Origin of the sequence: Corallococcus sp. AS-1-6, from assembly GCF_020037015.1 — a bacterium.
In the GTDB taxonomy this organism is placed as follows: Bacteria; Myxococcota; Myxococcia; order Myxococcales; family Myxococcaceae; genus Corallococcus.
On sequence record NZ_JAIQDE010000011.1, the window covers coordinates 92,135 to 113,702 of the forward strand.

At 70.6% G+C, this 21,568-nt stretch carries 21 protein-coding genes and 1 tRNA gene; 12 read left to right on the forward strand and 10 right to left on the reverse strand.

Annotated features, from left to right (window positions below):
* The first annotated feature begins 89 nt into the window (after positions 1–89).
* The 3 genes from mvk to K8612_RS17295 all read left to right on the forward strand — a co-directional run bounded on the left by mvk (position 90) and on the right by K8612_RS17295 (position 3,198).
* The gene (mvk, locus tag K8612_RS17285) at positions 90–1,028 is read left to right on the forward strand and encodes a mevalonate kinase (RefSeq protein WP_223763072.1); all 939 of its coding nucleotides are present in this window, start codon (positions 90–92) and stop codon (positions 1,026–1,028) included.
* Positions 1,025–2,011: a diphosphomevalonate decarboxylase gene (mvaD, locus tag K8612_RS17290; RefSeq protein WP_223763073.1), complete on the forward strand. Its 987-nt coding sequence runs from the start codon at positions 1,025–1,027 to the stop codon at positions 2,009–2,011. Before mvk ends, mvaD begins: the two co-directional genes overlap by 4 nt.
* A gap of 107 nt (positions 2,012–2,118) precedes the next feature.
* On the forward strand, positions 2,119–3,198 hold the full coding sequence (locus K8612_RS17295) for a mevalonate kinase (RefSeq protein ID WP_223741822.1): 1,080 nt from the start codon (positions 2,119–2,121) through the stop codon (positions 3,196–3,198).
* A 31-nt stretch (positions 3,199–3,229) separates the two neighbouring features.
* Here K8612_RS17295 and K8612_RS17300 read toward each other — a convergent pair whose 3' ends face one another.
* On the reverse strand, positions 3,230–4,408 hold the full coding sequence (locus tag K8612_RS17300; RefSeq protein ID WP_223763074.1) for a BamA/TamA family outer membrane protein: 1,179 nt from the start codon (positions 4,406–4,408) through the stop codon (positions 3,230–3,232).
* 153 nt (positions 4,409–4,561) lie between these two features.
* On the opposite strand from K8612_RS17300, the gene K8612_RS17305 reads away from it, so the two are divergent.
* Complete coding sequence (locus tag K8612_RS17305) at positions 4,562–6,154, forward strand: alkaline phosphatase family protein (protein ID WP_223763075.1); 1,593 nt, start codon at positions 4,562–4,564, stop codon at positions 6,152–6,154.
* A 20-nt stretch (positions 6,155–6,174) separates the two neighbouring features.
* Positions 6,175–7,257, forward strand: a complete 1,083-nt coding sequence (locus tag K8612_RS17310) for a lysylphosphatidylglycerol synthase transmembrane domain-containing protein (protein WP_223763076.1) — start codon at positions 6,175–6,177, stop codon at positions 7,255–7,257.
* A 54-nt stretch (positions 7,258–7,311) separates the two neighbouring features.
* Here K8612_RS17310 and K8612_RS17315 read toward each other — a convergent pair.
* The 7 genes from K8612_RS17315 to K8612_RS17345 all read right to left on the reverse strand — a co-directional run bounded on the left by K8612_RS17315 (position 7,312) and on the right by K8612_RS17345 (position 12,656).
* Positions 7,312–7,395, reverse strand: a tRNA-Leu gene (locus tag K8612_RS17315).
* Between the two features lie 84 nt (positions 7,396–7,479).
* Complete coding sequence (locus tag K8612_RS17320; protein ID WP_120548006.1) at positions 7,480–7,857, reverse strand: 2Fe-2S iron-sulfur cluster-binding protein; 378 nt, start codon at positions 7,855–7,857, stop codon at positions 7,480–7,482.
* Positions 7,858–7,860: 3 nt separating this feature from the next.
* Positions 7,861–9,705, reverse strand: coding sequence for a Fe-S protein assembly chaperone HscA (hscA, locus tag K8612_RS17325; RefSeq protein ID WP_223763077.1), 1,845 nt, complete (start codon positions 9,703–9,705; stop codon positions 7,861–7,863).
* Complete coding sequence (gene hscB, locus K8612_RS17330; protein WP_223741817.1) at positions 9,702–10,250, reverse strand: Fe-S protein assembly co-chaperone HscB; 549 nt, start codon at positions 10,248–10,250, stop codon at positions 9,702–9,704. Before hscB ends, hscA begins: the two co-directional genes overlap by 4 nt.
* Before the next feature lie 106 nt (positions 10,251–10,356).
* Entirely contained in the window at positions 10,357–10,740 is a 384-nt protein-coding gene (locus tag K8612_RS17335; RefSeq protein WP_223741816.1) for an iron-sulfur cluster assembly accessory protein, read from the reverse strand.
* A gap of 44 nt (positions 10,741–10,784) precedes the next feature.
* Positions 10,785–11,177 (reverse strand): Fe-S cluster assembly scaffold IscU, encoded by a 393-nt coding sequence (gene iscU, locus K8612_RS17340; protein ID WP_120553652.1) that lies wholly within the window; start codon positions 11,175–11,177, stop codon positions 10,785–10,787.
* Positions 11,178–11,294: 117 nt separating this feature from the next.
* Positions 11,295–12,656 (reverse strand): IscS subfamily cysteine desulfurase, encoded by a 1,362-nt coding sequence (locus K8612_RS17345; RefSeq protein WP_223763156.1) that lies wholly within the window; start codon positions 12,654–12,656, stop codon positions 11,295–11,297.
* Positions 12,657–13,033: 377 nt separating this feature from the next.
* Here K8612_RS17345 and K8612_RS17350 point away from each other — a divergent pair, with 377 nt between their 5' ends.
* The 4 genes from K8612_RS17350 to K8612_RS17365 all read left to right on the forward strand — a co-directional run bounded on the left by K8612_RS17350 (position 13,034) and on the right by K8612_RS17365 (position 17,814).
* Positions 13,034–14,647, forward strand: a complete 1,614-nt coding sequence (locus tag K8612_RS17350) for an SPFH domain-containing protein (RefSeq protein ID WP_223741815.1) — start codon at positions 13,034–13,036, stop codon at positions 14,645–14,647.
* 69 nt (positions 14,648–14,716) lie between these two features.
* On the forward strand, positions 14,717–16,141 hold the full coding sequence (locus K8612_RS17355; protein ID WP_223763078.1) for a cytochrome c biogenesis protein CcdA: 1,425 nt from the start codon (positions 14,717–14,719) through the stop codon (positions 16,139–16,141).
* Between the two features lie 19 nt (positions 16,142–16,160).
* Positions 16,161–17,273: an AAA family ATPase gene (locus tag K8612_RS17360; protein ID WP_223741813.1), complete on the forward strand. Its 1,113-nt coding sequence runs from the start codon at positions 16,161–16,163 to the stop codon at positions 17,271–17,273.
* A 145-nt stretch (positions 17,274–17,418) separates the two neighbouring features.
* Positions 17,419–17,814 carry a hypothetical protein gene (locus tag K8612_RS17365; RefSeq protein ID WP_223763079.1) on the forward strand — a complete coding sequence of 132 codons (396 nt, stop codon included), beginning with the start codon at positions 17,419–17,421 and terminating at the stop codon, positions 17,812–17,814.
* Positions 17,815–17,832: 18 nt separating this feature from the next.
* Here the strand turns inward: K8612_RS17365 and K8612_RS17370 are convergent, their stop codons facing one another.
* Both K8612_RS17370 and K8612_RS17375 read right to left on the reverse strand, forming a co-directional pair.
* Positions 17,833–18,423: a tRNA-uridine aminocarboxypropyltransferase gene (locus K8612_RS17370; RefSeq protein ID WP_223763080.1), complete on the reverse strand. Its 591-nt coding sequence runs from the start codon at positions 18,421–18,423 to the stop codon at positions 17,833–17,835.
* Positions 18,420–18,971 (reverse strand): hypothetical protein, encoded by a 552-nt coding sequence (locus K8612_RS17375; RefSeq protein WP_014395291.1) that lies wholly within the window; start codon positions 18,969–18,971, stop codon positions 18,420–18,422. Before K8612_RS17375 ends, K8612_RS17370 begins: the two co-directional genes overlap by 4 nt.
* A 459-nt stretch (positions 18,972–19,430) precedes the next feature.
* Here K8612_RS17375 and K8612_RS17380 point away from each other — a divergent pair, with 459 nt between their 5' ends.
* From K8612_RS17380 to K8612_RS17390, 3 genes are all read left to right on the forward strand, one after another.
* Positions 19,431–20,012: an RNA polymerase sigma factor gene (locus K8612_RS17380; protein WP_120564062.1), complete on the forward strand. Its 582-nt coding sequence runs from the start codon at positions 19,431–19,433 to the stop codon at positions 20,010–20,012.
* Positions 20,009–20,482, forward strand: a complete 474-nt coding sequence (locus K8612_RS17385) for an anti-sigma factor (protein WP_223763081.1) — start codon at positions 20,009–20,011, stop codon at positions 20,480–20,482. The genes K8612_RS17380 and K8612_RS17385 overlap by 4 nt, the downstream gene beginning before the upstream one ends.
* A gap of 159 nt (positions 20,483–20,641) precedes the next feature.
* Positions 20,642–21,493, forward strand: a complete 852-nt coding sequence (locus K8612_RS17390; protein WP_223763082.1) for a zf-HC2 domain-containing protein — start codon at positions 20,642–20,644, stop codon at positions 21,491–21,493.
* Positions 21,494–21,568: the final 75 nt, after the last annotated feature.

Below are 21,568 nucleotides of genomic sequence, written 5' to 3' on the forward strand. Positions count from 1 at the left end.
CTCCTCGCGGGAGCGCTTGACGGGGCAGGGCGGTGCGCGGAAAGAAGGCGCCGCCCCCTTCGCGTGTGCCTGGTGCCATGACTTCCGCAATGAATCCCCTGGTCGCCTTCGGTGCCGGCAAGGTCATCCTGCTGGGCGAGCACAGCGTGGTGTACGGCTACCCGGCCATCGCCGGCCCCCTGAGCATCGGCGTGGTGGCGCGCGGCGGGCCTTCGCGCTCGTGCGTGCTGGACGTGCCGGTGACGGCGGACGCGGCGCAGAAGCGGATGATGCGCAAGGCCTTCGCGCGGGCGGCGAAGCTGGTAGGCGAGCCGAAGGTGAAGGTGACCCTGGAGCCGCAACTGCCCCTGTCCGCGGGGCTGGGCAGCTCCGCGGCGCTGGCGGTGGCCACGTCGCGCGTGCTGCTCCAGGCCGCGGGGCAGGCGCCCACGGCGAAGGCGACGGCGCGGCTGGCGTGGGAGATGGAGCAGGAGTTCCACGGCACGCCGTCCGGCGTGGACCACACCACGAGCGCGGAGGAGCAGCTCATCCTCTACCGGCGGGTGCAGTCGCCGGCGGGCGTCACGGGCCGCGCGCGCGCATTGAAGAGCCCTCGGCCGGTGTCGGTGGTGGTGGCGCTGGCGGGGGCGCGCAGTCCCACGAAGCTGACGGTGGGGGCGCTGCGCGAGCGGCAGGCGCGGTGGCCCCAGCGCTATCAGCGGCTCTTCGGTCAGGTGGGCAGGCTCGTCACCGAGGCGGCGAAGTCGGTGGAGACGGGCGACCTGGAGGGGCTGGGGGACGCGATGAACGTCAACCAGGGCCTCCTGAACGCGCTGGGGCTGTCGTCGCCAGCGCTGGAGGACATGGTGTTCCGGCTGCGCTCGCTGGGCGCGCTGGGGGCCAAATTCACCGGGGCGGGAGGTGACGGTGGCGCGGTCATCGGCCTCTTCCCCGAACCGGAGCCCGTGGTCGCGCGGCTGACGCGCGACGGCGTGCGCTGCTTCGCGAGCCAGCTCGCGGGGCCACGGCTCCAGGGAGACATTCCATGAAGGCAACGGTCCGGGCGCATCCCAACATCGCGCTCGTGAAGTACTGGGGAAAGCGCGACGAGGCGCTCATCCTCCCGCACCAGTCCAGCCTGTCGCTGACGCTGGCCCCCATCCACGTGACGACGACGGTGGAGTTCGGCGCGCCGTCGGACACGGTGGAGCTGCACGGCCACGTGGCCAAGGGCAGCGAGCGCGACCGCGTGCTGCGCCTCCTGGACGCGGTGCGCGTGCAGGCGGGGCGCGACCTGGGGCCCGCGAAGGTGGTGTCGCGCGGGGACTTCCCCATGGCGGCGGGCCTTGCGAGCAGCGCGGCGGGCTTCGCGGCGCTGGCGGTGGCGGGGCGCGCGGCGGCGGGGCTGCCCCAGGACACGCGGGCGTCCAGCATCCTGGCGCGCCGGGGCAGCGGCTCCGCGTGCCGCAGCGTGCAGGGCGGCTTCTGCGAGTGGATGCGCGGTGAGCGCGCGGACGGCGAGGACAGCTACGCCGTGCAGCGCTTCGACGCGGGGCACTGGGCGGACCTGCGCATGGTGGTGGCCATCCTCGACCGCGGCGAGAAGGAGGTGAAGTCGCGGGACGGGATGAAGAACACGGTGGAGACGAGCCCCTACTATCCGGCGTGGGTGAAGGACGCGGAGTCCGAGGTGCCCCGCGCCCGGGAGCTCATCGCGAAGAAGGACCTGGAGGGGCTGGGCGAGCTGTGCGAGCGCAACGCGTGGCGCATGCACTCCACCTCGCTCGCGGCGGATCCGCCGCTCTGCTACCTGAACTCGGCGACGCTGGGGCTCATCCAGCACCTGCGCGAGCAGCGCAAGAAGGGCGTGCCGGTGTGGTTCACGCTCGACGCGGGGCCGAACCCGGTGCTGCTGACGGACGCGGCCCACGAGGTCGCGGCGGAGGCCCTGGCCCGCGCCTGCGGCGCCGTGGACGTGGTGCGCTGCGTGCCCGGCGGTGACGCGACGCTGCTCACCGAGCACCTGTTCTGACGAACGGCGCATGACGCTGGAGCCGGCCTGAGGCTCCAGCGAATCCCCTGTCGGAAGGCTTTCAACGCAGGCACCGGGCCGTCGTGTCTGCACGAGGTGACACACGGATGGACCGAGCGCTCTCCGCCCCGGGCAAGCTGTTCATCTCCGGCGAGTACGCCGTGCTGTGGGGCGGTGTGTCGCGCCTCGTGGCCGTGGGCCCGCGCACGGCCGCGTACGTGCGCAGGCGCCCGGACTCGCGCGTGCACATCTGCCTGGAGGAGGGGACGCTCCAGGGGCTCACCACGCCCCGGGGCGTGAAGTGGGACCGCGACGTGCCCGCGGGTTTCTCCTTCGTCGCCCGCACGCTGGATGAAGCCCTGCGCGCGCATGGCCGCGCGAGCGTGGGCTTCGACGTGGCCGTGGCTCCAGGCGCGCTCGGCCCCGGGGGCCACAAGCTGGGCATCGGCGGCAGCGCTTCCGCCACGGTGCTCGCCGCGGAGGCCGCGCGCTTCGTGCTGGAGGAGAAGTTCGACGTCCTCAAGCTCGCCCTCACCGCGCACACGCTGGGGCAGGGCGGCAAGGGCAGCGGCGGCGACGTGGCCACGAGCTTCGCCGGCGGCGCCGTGCGCTACCGGCGCTATGACGTCACCGCGCTCGCGGACGCCGCCAACACCGGCCGCTTCAACGCCGCGCTCGCGGAGTCCCCGCCGGTGGACCTGTGGCGCATGCCCGTGCCGCGCGTGTCCATGCTCTACGCCTTCACCGGCGAGAGCGCGTCCACCAAGCTCCTCATAGGCCAGGTGGAGGCCCGCCTCGCGGAGGCCGGGCGCAAGGCCTTCGTGGAGCGCTCGGACGCGCTGGGCCACGCCATTGAAGACGGCCTGGGCGGCGGCGACTTCCGCGCCTTCGCCGAGGCCGTGAAGGCCCAGCACGCGCTGCTCCTGGAGCTGGGCCCGCTGGAGACCGAGGGCATGCGCCGCGTGCTGGCCATCGCCGCGTCCTACCACTGCGCGGGCAAGCTCTCCGGCGCGGGCGGCGGTGACGGCTGCATCCTCTTCGCCCCGGACGCCCAGGCGCGCGAAGCGCTGCGCGAAGGCCTGGAGTCGCGCGGCTTCCTCACGCTGACGCTCGATGTCGAACAGGGCGTGCGCGGCGAGGCGCAGGTGGATGCGCGGCTTCGCGGCTGGGTGGACGCGCTCACGTGAAATTCCGCGCGGCGCGCGCCCGGGCCCGCCGTTAGAACATGTGACCGAACGTGATGTAGAAGCGCTGACGGCCCGTCTCGGTGGAGCGCGCGTAGTCCATGCGCACCACGGCCGCGCGGCGCGAGAAGCGCAGGCCGCCGCCGATGCCCGGGTGCCACTCATGCCACTTGCCGTCCGTCACGCCCGGATGCCACACGCGGCCCAGGTCCAGGAACACCACCGCGCCCAGCGCCAGCGGCTGCCCGAAGAAGGACATCCGCGCCGCCTGGAAGCGCAGCTCGGAGTTGCTGAACGCCTTCACGTTGCCGGCGAAGCGGTTGCGCTCGATGCCGCGCACGCTGCTCATGCCGCCAATGCCCTCGGACACGTTGACGCCGCCCGTGGTCATCCACTCGAAGAACGGCACCTCCCCGAAGAGCATGTCCAGCGTGAGCCGCTGCGCGAAGATGAGCCGCGGGGTGATGCGGATGTAGCGGCGCTCGCTCAGCGTCACGCCCGCGTACTGGTAGCGACTGAAGGTGGCCAGGCCCGACACGCGCAGCGCCACCTCCTCCACGCCGCCGGACGTGGGGTCGGACTCGTCGTCACGCGTGTCCCAGAGCGCCCCCGCGAGGAGCTGCCCGCTGGGCCCGCCCTCGATGCCGATGGGCCGCTCCTGCGCCAGGATGGACGTCTCGTAGGGTGACACGCGCGTGTAGCGCCAGCCGTAGCCCACGTACGACTGGAACGGGTGCTTGTCCCCGAAGGGCCGCCCGCGCAGCCGCACCCAGAGGCCCGGCGAGCCCTTGTCGTAGTTGTAGCGCTGGTCGTCCACGTCCCCCCGGAAGTCCGGGGCGGACAGGTTGCCCGCGCCGAAGAAGGGGCTGCTCTTCTCCTGGCGGTACTCCAGCCGTCCCTCCAGCCGCAGGGGCCCCAGCAACTGCGGCCCGTCGTAACGGAGGTAATGATTCATGGCGCCGCGCGAGCTGAAGAACACCTGCGCGGACAGGGCATGCGCGTACGGCGTCTTGCTGCCGTCGCCATAGAGGTACATGCCGCCGACAGCGCCGTAGCCGAAGCCCTGGTCCGAGCTGAAGGACACGAGCGGCAGCGCGATGCCGTCCATCGTCGGCGTCCGCTTCACCGGCACGAGGCCGGACGCCGTGCGGCCGGCGGCCACGGCGCTCAACGACATCAGCAAGAAGAAGAGGAAGACGACTGGAGCCAGCATCGAAACCCCGTGAAGCCCCGAGGGGGCGCGTCGATTCCAGCCCGGGACAGCGAGCCCATCCGCCCGCCTGCTCTCCAAGAGAGCAGCGCGGCCCCGGAAGCTCCTGTCCCCCTGAATGCCCATTTTGCCTTGGGGGATGGGGGAGCCGTCAACGTGCGCGAAAGTCTCAACGAGCTCGTCAGCGAGAATTCACGAAATTGGGCGAATACCCTCGTCCGGAGGATTGGTTCGAAAGTTCCGCCCGTGGCGGCGCGTCGGCCCCGGAACGCTCTGCTCGTCCACCTGGACGGGGTGCCCAAGGCGCTGCTCGACGAGGCCATCGTCACAGGGCGCATGCCTTTTGTTTCACAGCTCGTCCGCTCTGGCGCGTATCACCTGGAGAACGCGTTCTGGGGCGCGCCCACGTCCACGCCCTTCTTCCAGGCGGGGCTGCTCTACGGGCTGAGGCACCCGAACCTGCCGGGCTATAGCTGGTACGACCGGGCGCTCGGCCGCAAGGTGCAGATGAACACGCCCGCGGACGCAATGGCCATCGACGCGCGCCTGCGCGGCCACGGCCGCACGAGCCTGCTGGACGACGGCGGCCACACGTACTTCTCGCTCTTCCACGCGGGCGCCATGAACCGCATGTGCATGAGCACGCTGTCGAGCTTCAAGCTCATGGCGCGCTCGTTCGCGTACGAGCTCCAGGGGCTGGGTTCGGCGCGCACGAAGGGCGCGTGGGACTTCCTGCGTTCCTTCGGCATGGAGTCCTGGCAGGCCGCGCGCGAGGTGCGCCAGTGGGCGCGCTCGCTCAACGACTGGCGCCACGAGCAGGGCTTCCTCGTCAGCCGCATCCTCCTCCAGCGGTTGGGCTGGAGCTTCGCGCACACCAAGTCCCTGGTGGACATGGTGCGCGGCGTGCCGCTCATCTACCTGGTGTACGGCAACTACGACGAGGTGGCCCACCGCCGGGGCCCGCGCTCGGAGCTGGCGCTCCAGGAACTCTACCGTGTCGACGCGTCCCTGGCGGAGCTGTTCGCCGTGGCCCGCGCCGCGCCGGAGCCCTACGACGTCATCCTCCTGTCGGACCACGGCCACGTGGACAGCCTGCCCCTGGAGCAGCGCCAGGGCCGGCGCCTGGAGGCCGTCCTCTTCGAGGGGGAGGTGCCTCCGCTGAAGGACGACGTGCGCCGGGGCCTGCTGGACGGGCGCCAGGCGCCAGCGCCGGACACCGCCGCGCGCGCGCCCTTCATCCCGGTGGTGGTGGAGGCCGGCAACTTCGCCCACGTCTACCTGAGCGGCCGCCCCGTGCCGCTGGAGGCGCGCGAGCTGCTGGCGCGGCATCCGGAGGTGCTGGCGCGGGCCACGAACAACCCGGACATCGGCATGGTGGCGATGCGCCGGGGCGCGGAGGCGGTGGTGGTGATGGGCGGAGGTGTCTACGGCGCGGAGGACCTGGACCGCGCGCCGCTCACCACCGAGTACAGCAAGCGCGCCGTGGCGGACTTCCTCCACGGGCTGCCGCGCATGGACACCGCGGGGGACCTGGTCCTCTTCGGTGAAGCCGTCCAGAAGGGCGGCACGGTGGGCTTCGCGTGGGAGTTCGGCTCGCACGGCGGCCTGACGCAGGTGGAGTCCGACAGCCTGGTGATGTGGCCCGCGAGCGGCCCGGTGGACCTGTCCGGCCTGAGCCACTGCGCGCGGCTGCACGAGCGCCTGGCGGAGGCCTACCTGGACACCGGCTCGCCGCGGATTCTCCATTGAAACCGAGGAAGGGGAGGACCATGCGGCTTCCCAACGCCGGTGGACGCACGTGGCTCAAGGTGCTGGGCGGAGCGGTGGGGGTCGTCCTGTCCCTGCTCCTGCTCTCCACCGCGTTCTTCAAGTGGAACCTGAGCGGGGCCGGCGACCTGCTGACGCCGCGCTTCCCCCTGGACAAGTTCGTGCGCGACCTGCCGGGGCACCTGGTGTGGCTGGTGCCGTTCATGCTGCTGCAGGCGTCGCTGGTGCCGCTGCGCGCGGTGCAATGGCAGGCCACGCTGCGCAGGCCCATCCCGTTCAAGGACCGCTTCCAGTTGGTGGGCATTGGCGTCTTCGTGCACAACGCGCTGCCAGGGAAGCTGGGCGAGGTGACGCGCTCCTTCCTCCTGTCGCGCACGCACAAGATCCCCTTCATCCGGAGCCTGGGCTCCGTGGGCGTGTGCAAGCTGATGGAGTTCGCCTGCCTGATGCTGCTGGTGGCCCTGTCCTTCCTGGGCCCCTTCGGCGAGACGATGGCCCACTTCCGCACGGAGCTGCACGTGGCGCTGTCGCTGTGCATCGGCCTGGTGGCGCTGGTGGTGCTGCTGGCCCACTGGGCGGCGCCGCTGGGCCGCTGGCTCCACCAGCGTCACACCATGCCCCGCGTGGACAGCTTCCTGAGCCACGTGGGCGAGGGCCTGGGCACCGCGCGCTCCTTCAAGGGCATGGCGAAGGTGTTCTTCTTCTCCATCTTCCCGGTGTTCGCCTCCGCGCTGGCGTACGGCCTGGCGCTGCACGGCGTGCACATCCCCGGGGGCCTCTTCGCGGGCGCCGTGGTGCTGGGCGCCATCTCCCTGGGGCAGTCGCTGCCGGGCGTCCCGGCGGGCATGGGCATCTACTACTTCGTCACGAGCTGGGCGGCGCGCGCGCTGGGCTCCCCCGCGGAGGACGCGGCGGCCTTCGCCACGCTCACCCACCTGGGCACCGTCATCAGCCAGGTGGCGGTGGGGGCCTGGTCCGTGCACCGCTCCAAGCTGCGGATCCGCGACCTGCGCAAGGGCGGCCGGCTGGCCAACGCCGCCGCGCACCACGTGGCGCACGAGGCCGTGGAGCCCGCGCCGCCCTGACCGGAAAAACAAAAAGGGCCCCGACTTGTGGTCGGGGCCCTTCGTCTACTGCAGTGCCCAGGAGAGGACTCGAACCTCCATGCCCTTGCAGGCGCTAGACCCTGAATCTAGTGTGTCTACCAATTCCACCACCTGGGCAGGTGGCTCGCGGTGCCTCGCGGCGCCGTGATGGGCGAGACGTATAGAGAACCTCCCCCGCCCGGTCAACACCCTTTTTTCCGCCTACTTCTTCAGCGGCCAGCGGCCCTCGGACTCGAGCTTCCGGCGGATGGCCGGGTTCTCGTCCATGAAGGCGACGAGGGACTCCTCGGTGATTTCGACCGTGACGTCCTCGCCGCCGACCTCCGTCTGGCAGGACAGGCGGGAGTACGGCCGGACGTCGAAGCCCATGTCCAGCCGGTCCATCTCGTCGTCGCGCTGTTCGCTCAGCGACTCCAGGCCCTTGCGGACCCAGACGTGGCAGGTGGAGCACCCGCACACGCCGCCGCAGCTATGGCCCACCTGGGCCTCGCCCTTCTCCGCGGCGTCCAGCAGGGTGGTGCCCGGGGGCACGTCCACGGCGACCTCGGCCAGGGGGCTCTTGAAGGTGACCTTGGGCACGGCTCAGTACTCCTCCACGGAATGGCCGGACACCACCTGGGTGATGGCGCGGTTCATGACCCGTTCGATGAAGGCCCGGGACGCCTCGTCCAGCGCGTGCAGGGCCTCCTTCACGGCCAGGTAGTCCTTGCCCGCGGCGGCCTCGCGCACGCGGGTCATGGCGGCCTGGATGGCCTCCGGCTCGCCGGCCTGGAGCAGCCCCGCGTTCTCACGAAGCTGGCGGTCGGCCTCGGAGAGGACGCGCTCGGCCTCCACCTGCTGCTCGCGCAACTGGCGGGCCTGGATGTCGTCCTCCGCGAAGTCGATGGAGTCCAGGAGCATCTTCTCGATCTCCTCGTCCGTCAGGCCGTGGCTGGGCTTCACGGTGATGGCCTGCGCCACGCCGGTGCTCTGCTCCTTGGCGGTGACGGAGAGGATGCCGTCCGCGTCCACCTGGAAGCGCACCTCCACGCGGGCCATGCCGGCCGCCATGGAGGGGATGCCGGAGAGCGTGAAGCGCGCGAGGCTGCGGTTGTCCTGCACCAGCTCGCGCTCGCCCTGCACCACGTGCACGTCCAGGCCCGTCTGGCCGTCCTTGAACGTGGTGAACACCTGCGCCGCCGCCGTGGGGATGGTGGAGTTGCGCGGGATGAGCTTCTCCGTGATGCCGCCCATCGTCTCCAGGCCGAGCGACAGGGGGATGACGTCCAGCAGCAGCACCTCGTCCTGGCGGCCGGTGTCGGTGAGCAGGCTCGCCTGCACCGCCGCGCCCAGCGCCACGACCTGATCCGGATCGATGTCGCCCAGGGGCTCGCGGCCGAACAGCTCCGCCACGAAGCGGCGCACCGCGGGCACGCGGGTGGAGCCGCCCACCAGGATGACCCCGTCCAGCTCGCCCGCCGCCACGCCCGCGTCCTTCAAGGCCCGCCGGCACACCGCGCCCGTCTTCGCCACGAGCGGTTGGATCCACGCCTCGAAGTCCGCGCGGGACACCGGCTGCGAGTGGCCGTCCACGCTGAGGACGACCTCCGCGGCGTCGGTGAGCGCCTCCTTCGCCTTCCGAGCGGCGGCCATCAGCTCCGCCACCTGCGCGGGAGTGGGGGACTGGACGCCCCGCTTCTGGAGCACGTGCTGCGCGATGGCGCGGTCGAAGTCGTCGCCGCCCAGCGCGGAGTCACCGCCGGTGGACTTCACCTCGAAGACGCCGTCCTCCAGCTTGAGGATGGAGATGTCGAACGTGCCGCCGCCCAAATCATAGACGGCGAACATCCCCTGGCTGCCCTTGTCCAGGCCGTACGCCAGCGCGGCGGCGGTGGGCTCGTTGAGCAGCCGCAGCACCTCCAGGCCGGCGAGCTTCCCCGCGTCGCGGGTGGCCTGGCGCTGGGCGTCGTCGAAGTAGGCGGGCACGGTGATGACGGCCTGCTCCACCTTGCCGGAGAAGTGCGCCTCCGCGCGGCGCTTCAGGGCGCGCAGGATCTCGCCCGACACTTCGATGGGCGTCACCGGCTGGCCGCCGGCCACGTTGAAGCGCACCACGTTGGCGCCGGGGGCGAAGTCGTAGTGGCCCAGCTTGCGCGTCTCCGGGTCGTCCGGGCTGCGGCCCATGAAGCGCTTCACCGACACGATGGTGTCCGTGGGGGCCTCGGCCGCGAGCTTCCGCGCGCGAACGCCCACCACCACGCCGCCGTCCTTGCCGTAATGCACCACGGAGGGCAGCAGGAGCGAGTCGCCCTCGTCCACCGGAACGCACCGGGGCTTGCCCTGGGACACGGACGCCACCAGCGAGTGCGTCGTTCCCAGGTCGATGCCCACCACGTGGCCCTTCGGCTTGAGCGGGTCGTGGATCTGCAGATAGCCGTTGTTGCTCACGCGAGCACCTCCTCCTCGAACGCGTCCACCTGCTCGAGGAAGCGCGTGAAGTAGCGCACCCGCCCCAGCGCGTGCGATGCCTTTCTCACCCCGTCCGGAGAATCCCCGGCGGCCTCCAGCGAACCGAGCGCCGCGACGGCCTCCTGGAGCGCCGCCGCCTTGCGGCCCGCCACGTCCTTCGCCATGGCCTGGGCCCGGGGCAGGTCCTTCGCCGCGATGGCTTCATCCAGGGCCTCGCGCAGCTCCATGACCTCCTCCAGGAACTCCAGGGGCATGTCCTTCTGGGCGCCCGCGTCCTCGCGGTCCAGGTCCACGCCGTGGAGCTTGAGCAGGTAGAAGGCGCGGCGCACCGGGTCCTTCAGCGTCTTGAAGGCCTCGTTGAGGGCGGTGGTGCCCTCCACGGCGGCCAGGCGCGCCTTCGCGTCACCGGGGCCGACCCGGTCCGGGTGCAGTTGGAGCGACAGCTCCCGGTACTGCTTCTCCAGGGCCGGCATGTCCACGGCGTGGGAGCGGGGCAGCCCGAACACGTCGAAGTGGGTCCTCACGGTGCGCACATCCTCATGGGGGGAAACGAAAAAGGGGCCCGGCACCGGGCCGGACCCCTGCTGCCCGCTCCCTGACCCACGGGGCGGGCGGGAAGGCCGCTTCAGTTCAGACGGAGAAGCTCTCTCCGCAGCCGCAGGCGGCCTTGACGTTGGGGTTGTTCAGCTTGAAGCCGGACGCCATCAGCGTCTGCTCGAACACCAGCTCCGTGCCGATGAGGTACAGGTAGCTCTTCGGATCCACGAAGACGCGGACGCCGTCGCGCTCGAACACCTTGTCGCGCTCGCGGGACTTCTCCGACCACTCCATGGAGTACTGGAGGCCGGAGCACCCACCGCCCTTCACGGCGATGCGCAGGCCGGCGTCCGGCGTCTGGCGCTCCTCCAGGAGCTGCTTGAGGCGCGCCACCGCGCTGTCCGCCAGGCCAATGCCCTTGGGGGCCGGCTTGGGGGGCGTCTGAGGGGCCTGGGTCGTCTGGGCCTGCTCGTTCATGGGGTCGTCCTCAATCCAGTGAGAAGAAGTGCCGCGCGGAAGTCTCAGGCCTGCCGCGACGCGCGCTTCTTCTTGAAGTCCTCGATGGCCGCCTTGATGGCGTCCTCGGCCAGCACGGAGCAGTGGATCTTCACCGGGGGCAGCGCCAGCTCCCGGGCCACGTCCTTGTTGGAGATGGTCATGGCCTGATCCACCGTCTTGCCCTTCACCCACTCGGTGACGAGCGAGCTGGACGCGATGGCGGAGCCGCAGCCGAAGGTCTTGAAGCGCGCGTCCTCGATCACGCCCGAGTCGCTGATCTTCAACTGGAGGCGCATCACGTCGCCGCAGGCAGGGGCGCCCACGAGGCCGGTGCCGACGTTCGGGTCGTTCTTGTCGAGCGTCCCCACGTTGCGGGGGTTCTCGTAGTGCTCGATGACCTTCTCGCTGTAAGCCATGCGTCTAACGCTCCTTCACACAACGCTTGAACTGATGCGCCATCCGGGCAACCGATGCGCGGCCGGGCGGGCGGGGGCTTCCGTGCCCGGCGGGAAGTCTTGAGGGGAGGGGAGCGCCTAGTGGGCGGTCCACTCGATGCTCTTGAGGTCGATGCCTTCCTTGGCCATCTCGTACAGGGGGCTCATGTCTCGCAACTTGCGGACTTTGTCCACCACGAGGCGGATGACGAAGTCGACCTCCTCCTCCGTGTTGAAGCGGCCCAGGCCGAAGCGGATGGAGCTGTGCGCCATGTCCTCCTCCACGCCCAGCGCGCGCAGCACGTAGGACGGCTCCAGCGACGCGGACGTGCACGCGGACCCCGAGGACACGGCGACGTCCTTGATGGACATCATCAGGGCCTCGCCCTCCACGTAGGAGAAGGAGATGTTGAGGCTGCCCGGCATGCGGTGCTCCAGGCTTCCGTTCACCGTCACCATGTCCAACTGCTCCATGATGCCGGTGCGCAGCCGCTCGCGCAGGCGGAACAGGCGCGCCGCCTCCTCCGGCAGGTCCTGCTTCGCGACCTCCGCCGCCGCGCCGAAGCCGACGATGGACGCCACGTTCAGCGTGCCGCTGCGCATGCCGCGCTCGTGACCGCCGCCGTCCACCATGGGCGCGATGCGCACGCGCGGCTTGCGGCGCACATAGAGCGCGCCCACGCCCTTGGGGCCGTACATCTTGTGAGCGCTGATGGAGGCCAGGTCGACGTTCATCTTCTCCACGTCGAAGGGCACCTTGCCCACGCCCTGCACCGCGTCGCAGTGGAAGAGCACGCCCTTCTCACGGCACAGCTTGCCAATCTCCGCCACCGGCTGGACCACGCCGATCTCATTGTTGGCGAACATGATGGAGACGAGCACCGTCTTGGGCGTCATCGCCGCGGCCAGCTTCTCCAGGCTCACGCGGCCGTCCTTCTCCACGTCCAGGTAGGTGACGCGCGCGCCGCCCGTGGGCAGCTCCGCCCACTTCTTGTACGTGTCGTCCGCGTCCAGGTTGAACTTCGCCGCCAGCTCGGGGACTTCTTCCGGCATGACGTCGCGCCCGGCCAACTGGCCCAGGCGCAGGAGCTTGAGCTCATCCAGCCGCTCCTGGCGCACGCGCTCCAGGCGCTTGCAGGTGTCCAGTACGGCCTTGTGCTCCGTCTTCAGGGTGATGATGTGGTCGCCCTTGGACTTGTAGAACTCGATGACGCCCTTGATGGCCAGGTTGTCGGACTCGGTGGCGCCGGAGGTGAAGACGATCTCCTTCTCCGACGCGCCGATGAGGTCCGCCACCTGCCGGCGCGCCTTCTCCACCGCGGCCTCGGCCTTCCAGCCGAACGCGTGGTTGCGGCTGGCCGCGTTGCCGAAGTCCTCGCGGAGGTAGGGCAACATCGCCTCCAGCACCCGCGGGTCGAGCGGGGTGGTCGCGTGGTTGTCCATGTAGATGGGCAGGTTCAGCATGAAGTCCTCAGGAAGAAGTGATGCAGGAGGGTGGAACACCCCTCCGCTCCCCGGCGACGCGGTGGGTCCGCGCGCAGCGGCAGGGTCTACATGGGCCCACACGAATGTGGACCGGACTGGTCAATTATAAAATCGACCCCCCTCGGGTCAAGGGAACATGGGGTCCGGGGCCCCTGTCTCCGACGCATCAGGTCGATGCGTGCGGAGTGCGCCGGCCTGGGTCAACGCGCCTCCAGAGTGGAGCACTCCGGCCGCGCCAGGTTGGCGCGGGGTGATCCGAAACAGCGCTTCGCGCGCCCATAAGTGCCCGTTTCAAGGCCCCGCCGGGCATGGCCGGGCGCCTGCACTGGTGCCGGCGCGGAGGGTGCCAACACATGAGCGCCAACGCGAAGTCGCAGGCCCGGAGCAACGCCCAGGACATGCAGCAGGAGGGGATGGGGCGGCCGTCGCTGATCCGCCTGGAGGGGGGCCTGGAGCGCTCCCGCTACGCGGACGGCTGGCGGGCGGGCAAGCCGGCGGAGGACCCGGACAAGGTGAAGAAGTGGGGGCTCATCACCGCGCGGCCCAGCGAGTTCCTCATCCACATGCGCCGGGGGCGCGTGCGCGAGGTGAGCGGCCAGGGCGCGAGCTGCTTCAAGCTGCCGGGGGACTCGGTGGCCATCGTGCCCACCAGCATCCAGCGCTTCCAGTTCACCGCGGATCAGGTGACGAGCGAGAAGGTGGGCGTGGCGGTGACGGGCCTGGCGGTGTACCGCATCGCGGATCCGCTGGTGGCCTTCCGGATGCTCAACTTCAGCTACCCGGAGCGCGCGCAGGAGAAGCTGGCGGAGCTGCTCGGGGAGATGTTCGTGGGCGCGGCGCGCCGGCTGGTGGCGAACCTCACCGTGGAGCAGTGCCTCACCCGGCGCAAGGAGGGCATCGCCGAGGAGCTGATGCGAGAGATCGCGCCGGTGCTCTCCGGGCGGGGCCGGCTGGAGGACCGCACCGACTCCGGCTGGGGCGTGCTGCTGGACACGATTGAAATCCAGGACGTGCGCGTGCTCTCCAGCGCCGTCTTCGAGCACATGCAGGCCCGCTTCCGCCGCGAGCAGGAGCGGCAGGCGCGCGAGGCGGAGCTGGCCAAGGAGCGCTTCGTGCGGCGCGAGGAGACGGAGGCCGAGCGCGTGCTCAACCTCCAGAAGCTCGCCGCGCGCGAGGAGGTCCGCCAGCGCACGCAGGGCACGGACGAGCAGGCGCGGCTGGAGCAGCTCGCGGTGGAGGCGCGGCTCGCCCAGGCGAAGATGGAGCAGGTGCGCCAGCAGCAGCAGGAGCGCACGTCCGTGGAGCGGGAGGTCGCGCTCGCGAAGCTGGCCGCGCAGGAGGAGGTCCGCACGCGCACGCAGGCCCTGAAGGAGCAGGCCCGGCTGGAGGCGCTGGCCACGGACGCGCGGCTGGAGGAGGCGCGGCTCACGAGCGAGCGGCAGCTCGCGTACAACCGCGCGCAGGGAGAGCTGGAGCAACTGCGCTGGGAGCAGGAGGCGGAGGCCGCCAGGGCCCAGGTGGAGCTGGACCGGCTGCGCCGCCAGCGCGAGGCGGAGGCCGCGCGTCACGAGGTCCAGCTCGCGGAGGCCCAGCAGGAGGCCGAGCAGTTGTCCGCCCGGCTCCAGGTGCTCCTGACGAAGCAGTCCATCGCGGAGGCGGAGGCCGGCATCGCGGAGCTGGAGCTGCGCCGCACCCGCGCGCAGCAGGGGCTGGAGCTGGAGCGCGCGAAGACGCTGCGCGACATCGAGAACGCGGTGAGCCCGGAGGTCATCCAGTTGACGTTGGCGCAGCAGTTGCCGCAGGTGGCGGCGGCCTTCCAGCAGCGGATGGGCGAGGTGCACGTGACGGCGGTGGATGGAGCGAACCCCTTTGGCTACATCGCCGCCGCCGTGGAGGGCGTGATGGGGCTGGCGCGCTCCGCGGGGCTGAAGGTGCCTGCCTCCCCCGCGCAGATGCCGGCGGGGTAGCCGCGTCCCCGGCCTCCGCATATAGAAGGGGCCTCCGAAGGTCCGGACGCGCGGAGGCGTAAGGCACGCATGGACACGAAGAAGCTGACGCTGGCGGCGGTGGTGGCGGGTGTGGCGGTGGCGGTGGTGCCGTGGCTGTTGCCCACGGGGCCGAGCGCCGGGCTGGACGCGGCCCGGTTCCTGGAGTCCGGCAACCTCGCGTGGGGCGCGCTGGTGGTGTTCGCCGGCGGCCTGCTCACCGCGATGACGCCGTGCGTGTACCCGCTCATCCCCATCACCGTGTCGGTGTTCGGCGCGAGGAAGGCGGAGGCGCGGGGCCGCTCGCTGGCGCTGACGACGTCGTACATCGTGGGCATGGGCGTGGTGTTCAGCGCGCTGGGCATCCTGGCGGCGAAGACGGGCCAGGCTTTCGGCGCCATGCTGGGCAGCCCCGCGGTGGTGATGGGGCTGGCGGCGTTCCTGCTGCTGCTGGCCTCGTCGATGTTCGGCGCGTTCGAGCTGGCACTGCCGTCGTCCCTGCAGACGAAGCTGAGCAACGTGGGCGGCGCGGGCATCGCCGGGGCGTTCGTGATGGGCAGCGTGTCCGGGTTCCTGGCGGCGCCGTGCACGGGGCCGGTGCTCACGGGCCTGTTGGCCTTCGTGGCGAAGTCCGCCAACACGACGCTGGGCGCGACGCTGCTGTTCATCTACGCGCTGGGCATCGGCGTGCCGTTCTTCCTCATCGGCGTCTTCACCGTGCGCCTGCCGCGCGGTGGCGTGTGGATGGAGTGGGTGAAGAGCGTGCTGGGCATCATGCTGGTGGCGCTCGCGTTCTCGTACCTGAAGGACGCCTTCCCCTGGGCGCGCGACCACGTGAAGGCGCTGGGCGCCGAGGTGGGCCAGGTGCCCGGCGCGGTGATGGCCGCGGCGCTGGTGATGGTGGGCGTCGGGGTGGGCGCGGTGCACCGCTCGTTCAAGGAGGGCGCGCGCGACTTCGGCTTCAAGGCGCTGGGCGTGGCGCTGGTGGTGGGCGCGCTGGTGGTGCGCGGCGGCGCGCTGGACGCGCGGCCCGTGGGTGAGCTGTGGGTGCGCATGGGGCTCCAGGAGCGCCCGGTGGCGCCGTCCTGGCAGTGGCACCACGTGATGCCGGAGAAGCAGGCGACGTTCGACGCCGGCCAGTTCGAGCGGGTGCTCGCGGCGGCGAAGAAGGAGGGCCGCCCGGTGCTCATCGACTTCTTCGCGGACTGGTGCGCGGCCTGCAAGGAGCTGGACCGGCTGACGTACCCGTCCACGGAGGTCATCTCCCAGGCGCAGGACAGCCGCTTCCTCACCATCAAGATCGACGCGACGAACAGCGAGGACCGCCTGGATGCGCTGATGGAGAAGCTGGGCGTGGAGGGCCTGCCCACGGTGGCCTTCGTGAACCCGGACGGCACCGTGCTGACGAAGCCGCGCGTGACGGGCTTCCTGGAGCCCGTGCCCTTCGCGGCGGAGATGCAGAAGGTCGTCCAGTAGGCTGTGGTAGGAGGCTCGAATGCTTGAGCGGCTCTACGTCGACAATTACCGGTGCTTCGTCAACTTCGAGTGGAAGCCCGACCGGCTGGCGCTGCTGCTGGGAGAGAACGGCTCGGGCAAGACGTCGGTCCTCGACGTGTTGTGGAGTGTGCGAAGTCTGGTTGTACGAGACCGCGAGGTCCGCGGATGCTTCCCACACGAGTCCCGGACCCGGTGGGAATCCAGGCTGAACCAGCGCGTGGAACTGGATGTGCGACTGGGCCAGGATCTCTACAAGTACCGTTTGCAGGTAGACCACGATGAAGAGGAACCATCCAATACCCGGGTCGGGTTCGAGTCTCTTCATTGCAACGAGACGTCACTGCTGGAGTTCGTCAACGGGCAGCTCACGATACGTGGAAGTAAGGGGGCGCCGGACGTCACGTTCAGCGCCCGCACAGGCAGTTCGGGACTGAGTGCGCTCGGGACAGGGGCCAAGAAGCTCGCGGTATTCAAGCGTTGGCTTGACGAGGACGTTTGGTACTTCCGTCCGGATCCACGCCGGATGTCGGGCCGCACGGACGCGCAACGCGACATGCTCGAGGAGAGCCTTCACAATCTCGCGTCGTGGTACCCGCCGCTCATCACGCATGAATTGATGGATGCCATCCGTATCCAGGATGCGCTTCGCGAGGTCATCCCGGGATTTGAAGCACTGGCGGTGGACAAGACACGGCCCCAGCTCCAGGTCCGGTTCTCCGCAGGCAAGGGAGCCCCTTATTCGGTGGACTTTGTTGAGCTGTCAGACGGCCAGCGCGCGCTCATCGCGCTCTACATCTTGCGCCACACCGTGATCAAACCGGGGCGGCTGATCATCTTCGATGAGCCCGACAACTACGTCGCTCTGCGGGAGATTCAGCCTTGGCTGCTCGACGTCGTCGATGCTGCTTCGGAGGAAGACGGACCCCAGGTCTTCTTCGTGAGCCATCATCCCGAGTTCCTCAATCAGCTGGCTCCCTCGAATGGAACAAGGTTCTTCCGCCAGGCCGGAGGGCCTTCGAGAATCGAGCCCTTCCAAGGGCTTCCTGGGCTGAATTCAGCGGAAGTCGTCGCACGCGGCTGGGAGGACACCACGGAGCCGCCTCATGAGTAGTCGTGGAGTCAAGTACGTCATCCTCTGTGAGGATAAACAGGCACGAACCTTCATTGAACGAGCGCTTAAATCTCGGGGTGTGGGACGTCGGGATATTCGCACGGAGCCATTGCCCTCCTCTGTAGGAGGCGCAGGGGAGCAGTATGTGCGCCAGCGTGCGCCCGAGCAGATCAAGGCGCATCGGACTGCTCACGTGAACGCGGCGTTGATCATCCATGTCGATGCGGATCCCGCCAACTCCGTCCATGACCGCCGCCAGCAACTCGACGCGGCGCTCAAGGAGCAGGGGCAATCGCCTGTGACGAATCCGGAGCGAATCGCCCGCCTCGTCCCCAAGCGGAACATCGAGACGTGGATCCGCTTCTATCTGGACGGTTCGCCGGTCGACGAAGTCCAGGCGTACCCGAAGTACACTGGGAACGAGAGTGCTTGCTGGCCCGCTGCGGATTCCTTCGCGCGAGATGCCGCAGGCAACGTCCAGCCCCCGCAGGCACCAGGGTCCCTCCTGCTGGGGCTCGATGAGTTCCGGTGCGTTCTGTAGCGCCCCGGCCACCGCCCGCTAGAGGTAGTTCTCCCAGCCCAGCCGCCCGCGGCTCGCGAGCACGCGCTCGATCATCAGCTCGTGCAGCGTGAGCAGCGGCTTCGCGATGTCCTCGCCCTCCAGCCGCGCGAGCGCGCCGGCCATGGCCTCCAGCGTGGACATCCCGTCCGGGTGCGGCGGCTTGCGCAGCCGCCGCGTGTCCGGGGCGGGCGGCGGCAGCCTCATGCCGGGCAGGCGCCGCAGGGCGGGGACGCGCTGCACCATGCGCCGCGCCTGCGCCCAGCTCCCGTCGATGACCACGAGCCGCTTCGGCGGAGGCCCCTCCGCCTCCGGTGCGTCCGGGAAGAGCAGCCACGTGTCCGGCGCGTCCAGCACCGACGCGTCGAAGGGCGCTCCGGGCGCGCCGTACGACACGATGTGGCAGCGGGGCAGGGCCAGCGCCGCGATGCGCGCCGTGTTGGTGCTCTTCTGCGACTCCTTGTTATGCCGGATGATCAGCAGCTCCGTGCGCGTGGGGATGACGGGCACGTTGGCGCACAGGCACAAGGCCGTGGGCAGGTAGCAGCGCGCACAGCGACCCGACAGGTCCTCCGGGGTGCTCGACCTCATTTCGCCGCGGTGCGGTAGCGCTCCATCAGGGCCCGCGCCTCACGCAGCTTCTCCTCGACGAAGCGGTCGTCCGCGTCCGGCTCGTACTCGGCGTCCGGCGGATCCAACTGGAAGAGGGCGGACAGGCTCGCGGGGGCGACCTCCAGCCACTCGGACGTGCGGGTGAGCGCGGCCTGCCTCCGCCCGGCGAACGTCTCCGGCCCGTCCTCCGGGCCGCACCGGCAGATGCGCGCGGAGTCCCCGGACACGTCCACGTAGAGCCCCAGCACCTCCGCGTCCACCTCCGCGGCCAGCGCGCAGGTGGCCTCGCTGACGTAGGCCGCCATGGCCTGCGCCGCGCTGCGCTCCGTCAGCGAGCGCACCAGGTACACCTGCCACCCGGCCTCCGTGAGCGCACCGGCCTCGCTCAGCGGGGCCAGCTCCGCCGGAGGCGCCTGGATGCGCGACAGCAGCCGGCGCACCGGGACCTCCAGCCGCTCGAGCCGGGCGTTCGACGCGGGGCAGAAGAAGACCACGCGGTACTCTCGGCTGTCGGCGGCGGTTTCCATGGGCATACGGCGGTGGCCCAAGAGGACCAAAGGACTCCCCAGGCACGCAAGGGGGGAGTTTCGTCCGAGGACGCTTCCCCGGGCCCCGGGAGGACTCCGCCCCCCGCCTGACGCACCAGGAGGTGCCGCCCGGGCCCGCCTCCACCGCGGATCCGCGTTCACGAAACCGCCCCATCCGCCGGGACGCCGCCGGGGCATGCTGACGCCCATTTTCCGCCCCCCTTTTCACGCCGGGTCTGGCCCGAGCCACCCCGGAGGCAAGTCTCACCCATGGAGAGACATTGGATCGGGGAGTCCCTGGATGTCTGTCTATTCCATGCAAGGAATTGGCGTCTGCTTGAAGTGTTTCAGCCGTACTGGTCGCCGTGCTGCGGAAAGAAGCGCGACAGCATTTGTCGCATCCGTGAGAAGAAAAGAATCCGGCCCTCGGCGTTCTCTGGAGGGAAGGGAGGCGGTCGCATGGTGCCAGGGAGGGAGGAGCCGCCAGTCCGGGAGGGCTCTGGAGGGGAGTTCGCCGCGTTCGCGATCCGCCATCAGCCGGTGCTGGTCGCCATCGCGCGCAATGTCTGCGGCAAGAGTGCCAGTGATTGCGACGACCTGGTGCAGGACGTGCTCTTGCGCGCGCTCCTGCAATGGGAGCGGCTCAAGCGCTGGCCGGAGCCCGCACGCCGCGCGTGGCTGGTGCGCGTGCTGCACAACCGGTTCCTGGACCAGTGCCGCCGCCAGGGCGCGGAGACGGACCGCCGGGTGGACCTGCACAACGTCCACATGCTCTTCGAGGACCCGGAGGACGCGCCGGAGCCCGAGCAGTGGGAGTGCGTCACGGAGGACGAGCTGCGCCAGGCCGTGGCGCGGCTCAACGAGAAGCTGCGTCAGGCGTTCGAACTGCACGCGCGGGGCCTGCGCCACGCGGAGATCGCCCGGCGGATGAACACCCCCAGCGCGGGAACGGTGGGCACGTGGCTCTTCCACGCCCGCCGCCGCCTCAAGGCCATGCTCCACGACACCGCGGAACGCCGCCGCCAGGAGAGGGAACGATGAGCACCGCGTGTGAAGACCTCCAGCCCTTCCTGGACGGCAGCCTGTCCGCCGAGGACCAGCGCCGCGTCCGGGGCCACCTGGCCACCTGCGACGTCTGCGCCCGCCGCTTCCATGACCTGCTGCAACTGGAGATGCTCGCGAGGCTCGCGCTGGAGGACCCCGCGGAGAGCGAGCGCTGGGTGTCCGCCCGTCAGGCCCGCGAGACGGTGCCCGGGTCCTGGGACGACGACGTGCCGGAGAACTGGCCCGGGGACGTGCTCGCCACGCAGGTGCCCCCGCCCCCGGATCGCGAGGGCCGGGCCTGGCACCAGGGCGCCCGCCGCTTCCGCCGCCGCTGCCCGGGCTGCGCCAACTGCTGCCCCTGGTTCGCGAAGACGGAGGCGGTGGAGGCCGTCAGCGCGCCGCGCCTCCCGTGCCCGCGCACCAGCCGCTCCGGCGGAACGCTGATGCGCCCCCGCACGCGGCGCTGAAGGCGCGGGCGCCTGGCGCCTGTTCCTCCTCGGAGACTGGGCGGTGGGCAGGCGGGGGAGCAGGCGACGGACGCTGCCAGCGGAATCCACCAAGGATTGCTCCCGCTCGCGTTTCGCAAGGGACGGGAGGCGGCCTTGAGACTCGGGCCCTGACGCTTGATGGATCTCTGGTGCAAGAAGCTCTACCGCTTCCTGGATGGGGAGCTGGAATCGGGGGACGAGGAGCACTTCCGGCTCCATCTGGCCCTCTGCCGTGCGTGCGCCAGTGGGCTGCATGATGCCATGCAGTTGGAGATGCTCAGCGTCCAGGCCCTGTGTGGCGCGGTGGCCCACAACGACGCTCCACCACCGCCCAGCACCCCTGTCCGCGGACCGCTCCGCTTCGCGTTGCCGCGCGGCCGGTGGCGGCATGCGCTGGGCGCGGTGCTGGCCATGGGGCTGGGCGCGCTCGCCGCGTTCCTGACCGGGGACGGCTTCAAGCCGGGGGACGCGTGGCGGGCGGATGCGTCCGCGCGGGAGCTGGAGGCGCGCATCGCGTATCCGGCCGCGGACCGCTACCTCCCCTACGTCCCCGTCCGGACGGGGGCGGCTAGCGGAGCGGCGCTCGTGACCGAACCGCCGGTGCCCCTGCGCACCCTGGCGGCGCTGGAGGAGCGGGGGGACCTGCACGGCATCGCGGCGGCCTACCTGGTGCGCGGCGAACTGCGTCAGGCGTCGGACTTCCTGTCGCGCAGCGCCCCCTCGCTGGACCGGGACAGCGACCGGGCCGTGGTGGCGATGGCGGCGGGGGACTGGCGGCGCGCCCTGGACCTGCTCGAAGGCGTGCTGCGTCAGGCACCGGACCATCCCCAGGCCCTGTGGAACCGGGCGCTGGTGCTCCGGGCCATGGGGCTCCGGCTCCAGGCGGCGGAGGCCTTCGAGGCCGTGGCCCGCCGGGGGGAGCCGGGGTGGAGCGAGGAGGCCGGAATCCGGGCCCTGGCGCTCCGGCAGGGGGGCTCCTTCGTGAAATGAGTAGGGGGCGACCCAAGGATTCTGGCGGTCGGCGTCTAATTATCGAGGCGCGGCGTGGCGACGGCGGCGTGGGTG

What these genes read in the sequence shown, in the direction of transcription:
- mvk (WP_223763072.1), top strand. Translation starts at nt 90, where the DNA reads ATGAATCCCCTGGTCGCCTTCGGTGCCGGCAAGGTCATCCTGCTGGGC.
- mvaD (WP_223763073.1), top strand. Translation starts at nt 1,025, where the DNA reads ATGAAGGCAACGGTCCGGGCGCATCCCAACATCGCGCTCGTGAAGTAC.
- K8612_RS17295 (WP_223741822.1), top strand. Translation starts at nt 2,119, where the DNA reads ATGGACCGAGCGCTCTCCGCCCCGGGCAAGCTGTTCATCTCCGGCGAG.
- K8612_RS17300 (WP_223763074.1), bottom strand. Translation starts at nt 4,408, where the DNA reads ATGCTGGCTCCAGTCGTCTTCCTCTTCTTCTTGCTGATGTCGTTGAGC.
- K8612_RS17310 (WP_223763076.1), top strand. Translation starts at nt 6,175, where the DNA reads ATGCGGCTTCCCAACGCCGGTGGACGCACGTGGCTCAAGGTGCTGGGC.
- K8612_RS17335 (WP_223741816.1), bottom strand. Translation starts at nt 10,740, where the DNA reads ATGAACGAGCAGGCCCAGACGACCCAGGCCCCTCAGACGCCCCCCAAG.
- iscU (WP_120553652.1), bottom strand. Translation starts at nt 11,177, where the DNA reads ATGGCTTACAGCGAGAAGGTCATCGAGCACTACGAGAACCCCCGCAAC.
- K8612_RS17350 (WP_223741815.1), top strand. Translation starts at nt 13,034, where the DNA reads ATGAGCGCCAACGCGAAGTCGCAGGCCCGGAGCAACGCCCAGGACATG.
- K8612_RS17355 (WP_223763078.1), top strand. Translation starts at nt 14,717, where the DNA reads ATGGACACGAAGAAGCTGACGCTGGCGGCGGTGGTGGCGGGTGTGGCG.
- K8612_RS17360 (WP_223741813.1), top strand. Translation starts at nt 16,161, where the DNA reads ATGCTTGAGCGGCTCTACGTCGACAATTACCGGTGCTTCGTCAACTTC.
- K8612_RS17370 (WP_223763080.1), bottom strand. Translation starts at nt 18,423, where the DNA reads ATGAGGTCGAGCACCCCGGAGGACCTGTCGGGTCGCTGTGCGCGCTGC.
- K8612_RS17375 (WP_014395291.1), bottom strand. Translation starts at nt 18,971, where the DNA reads ATGGAAACCGCCGCCGACAGCCGAGAGTACCGCGTGGTCTTCTTCTGC.
- K8612_RS17380 (WP_120564062.1), top strand. Translation starts at nt 19,431, where the DNA reads ATGGTGCCAGGGAGGGAGGAGCCGCCAGTCCGGGAGGGCTCTGGAGGG.
- K8612_RS17385 (WP_223763081.1), top strand. Translation starts at nt 20,009, where the DNA reads ATGAGCACCGCGTGTGAAGACCTCCAGCCCTTCCTGGACGGCAGCCTG.
- K8612_RS17390 (WP_223763082.1), top strand. Translation starts at nt 20,642, where the DNA reads ATGGATCTCTGGTGCAAGAAGCTCTACCGCTTCCTGGATGGGGAGCTG.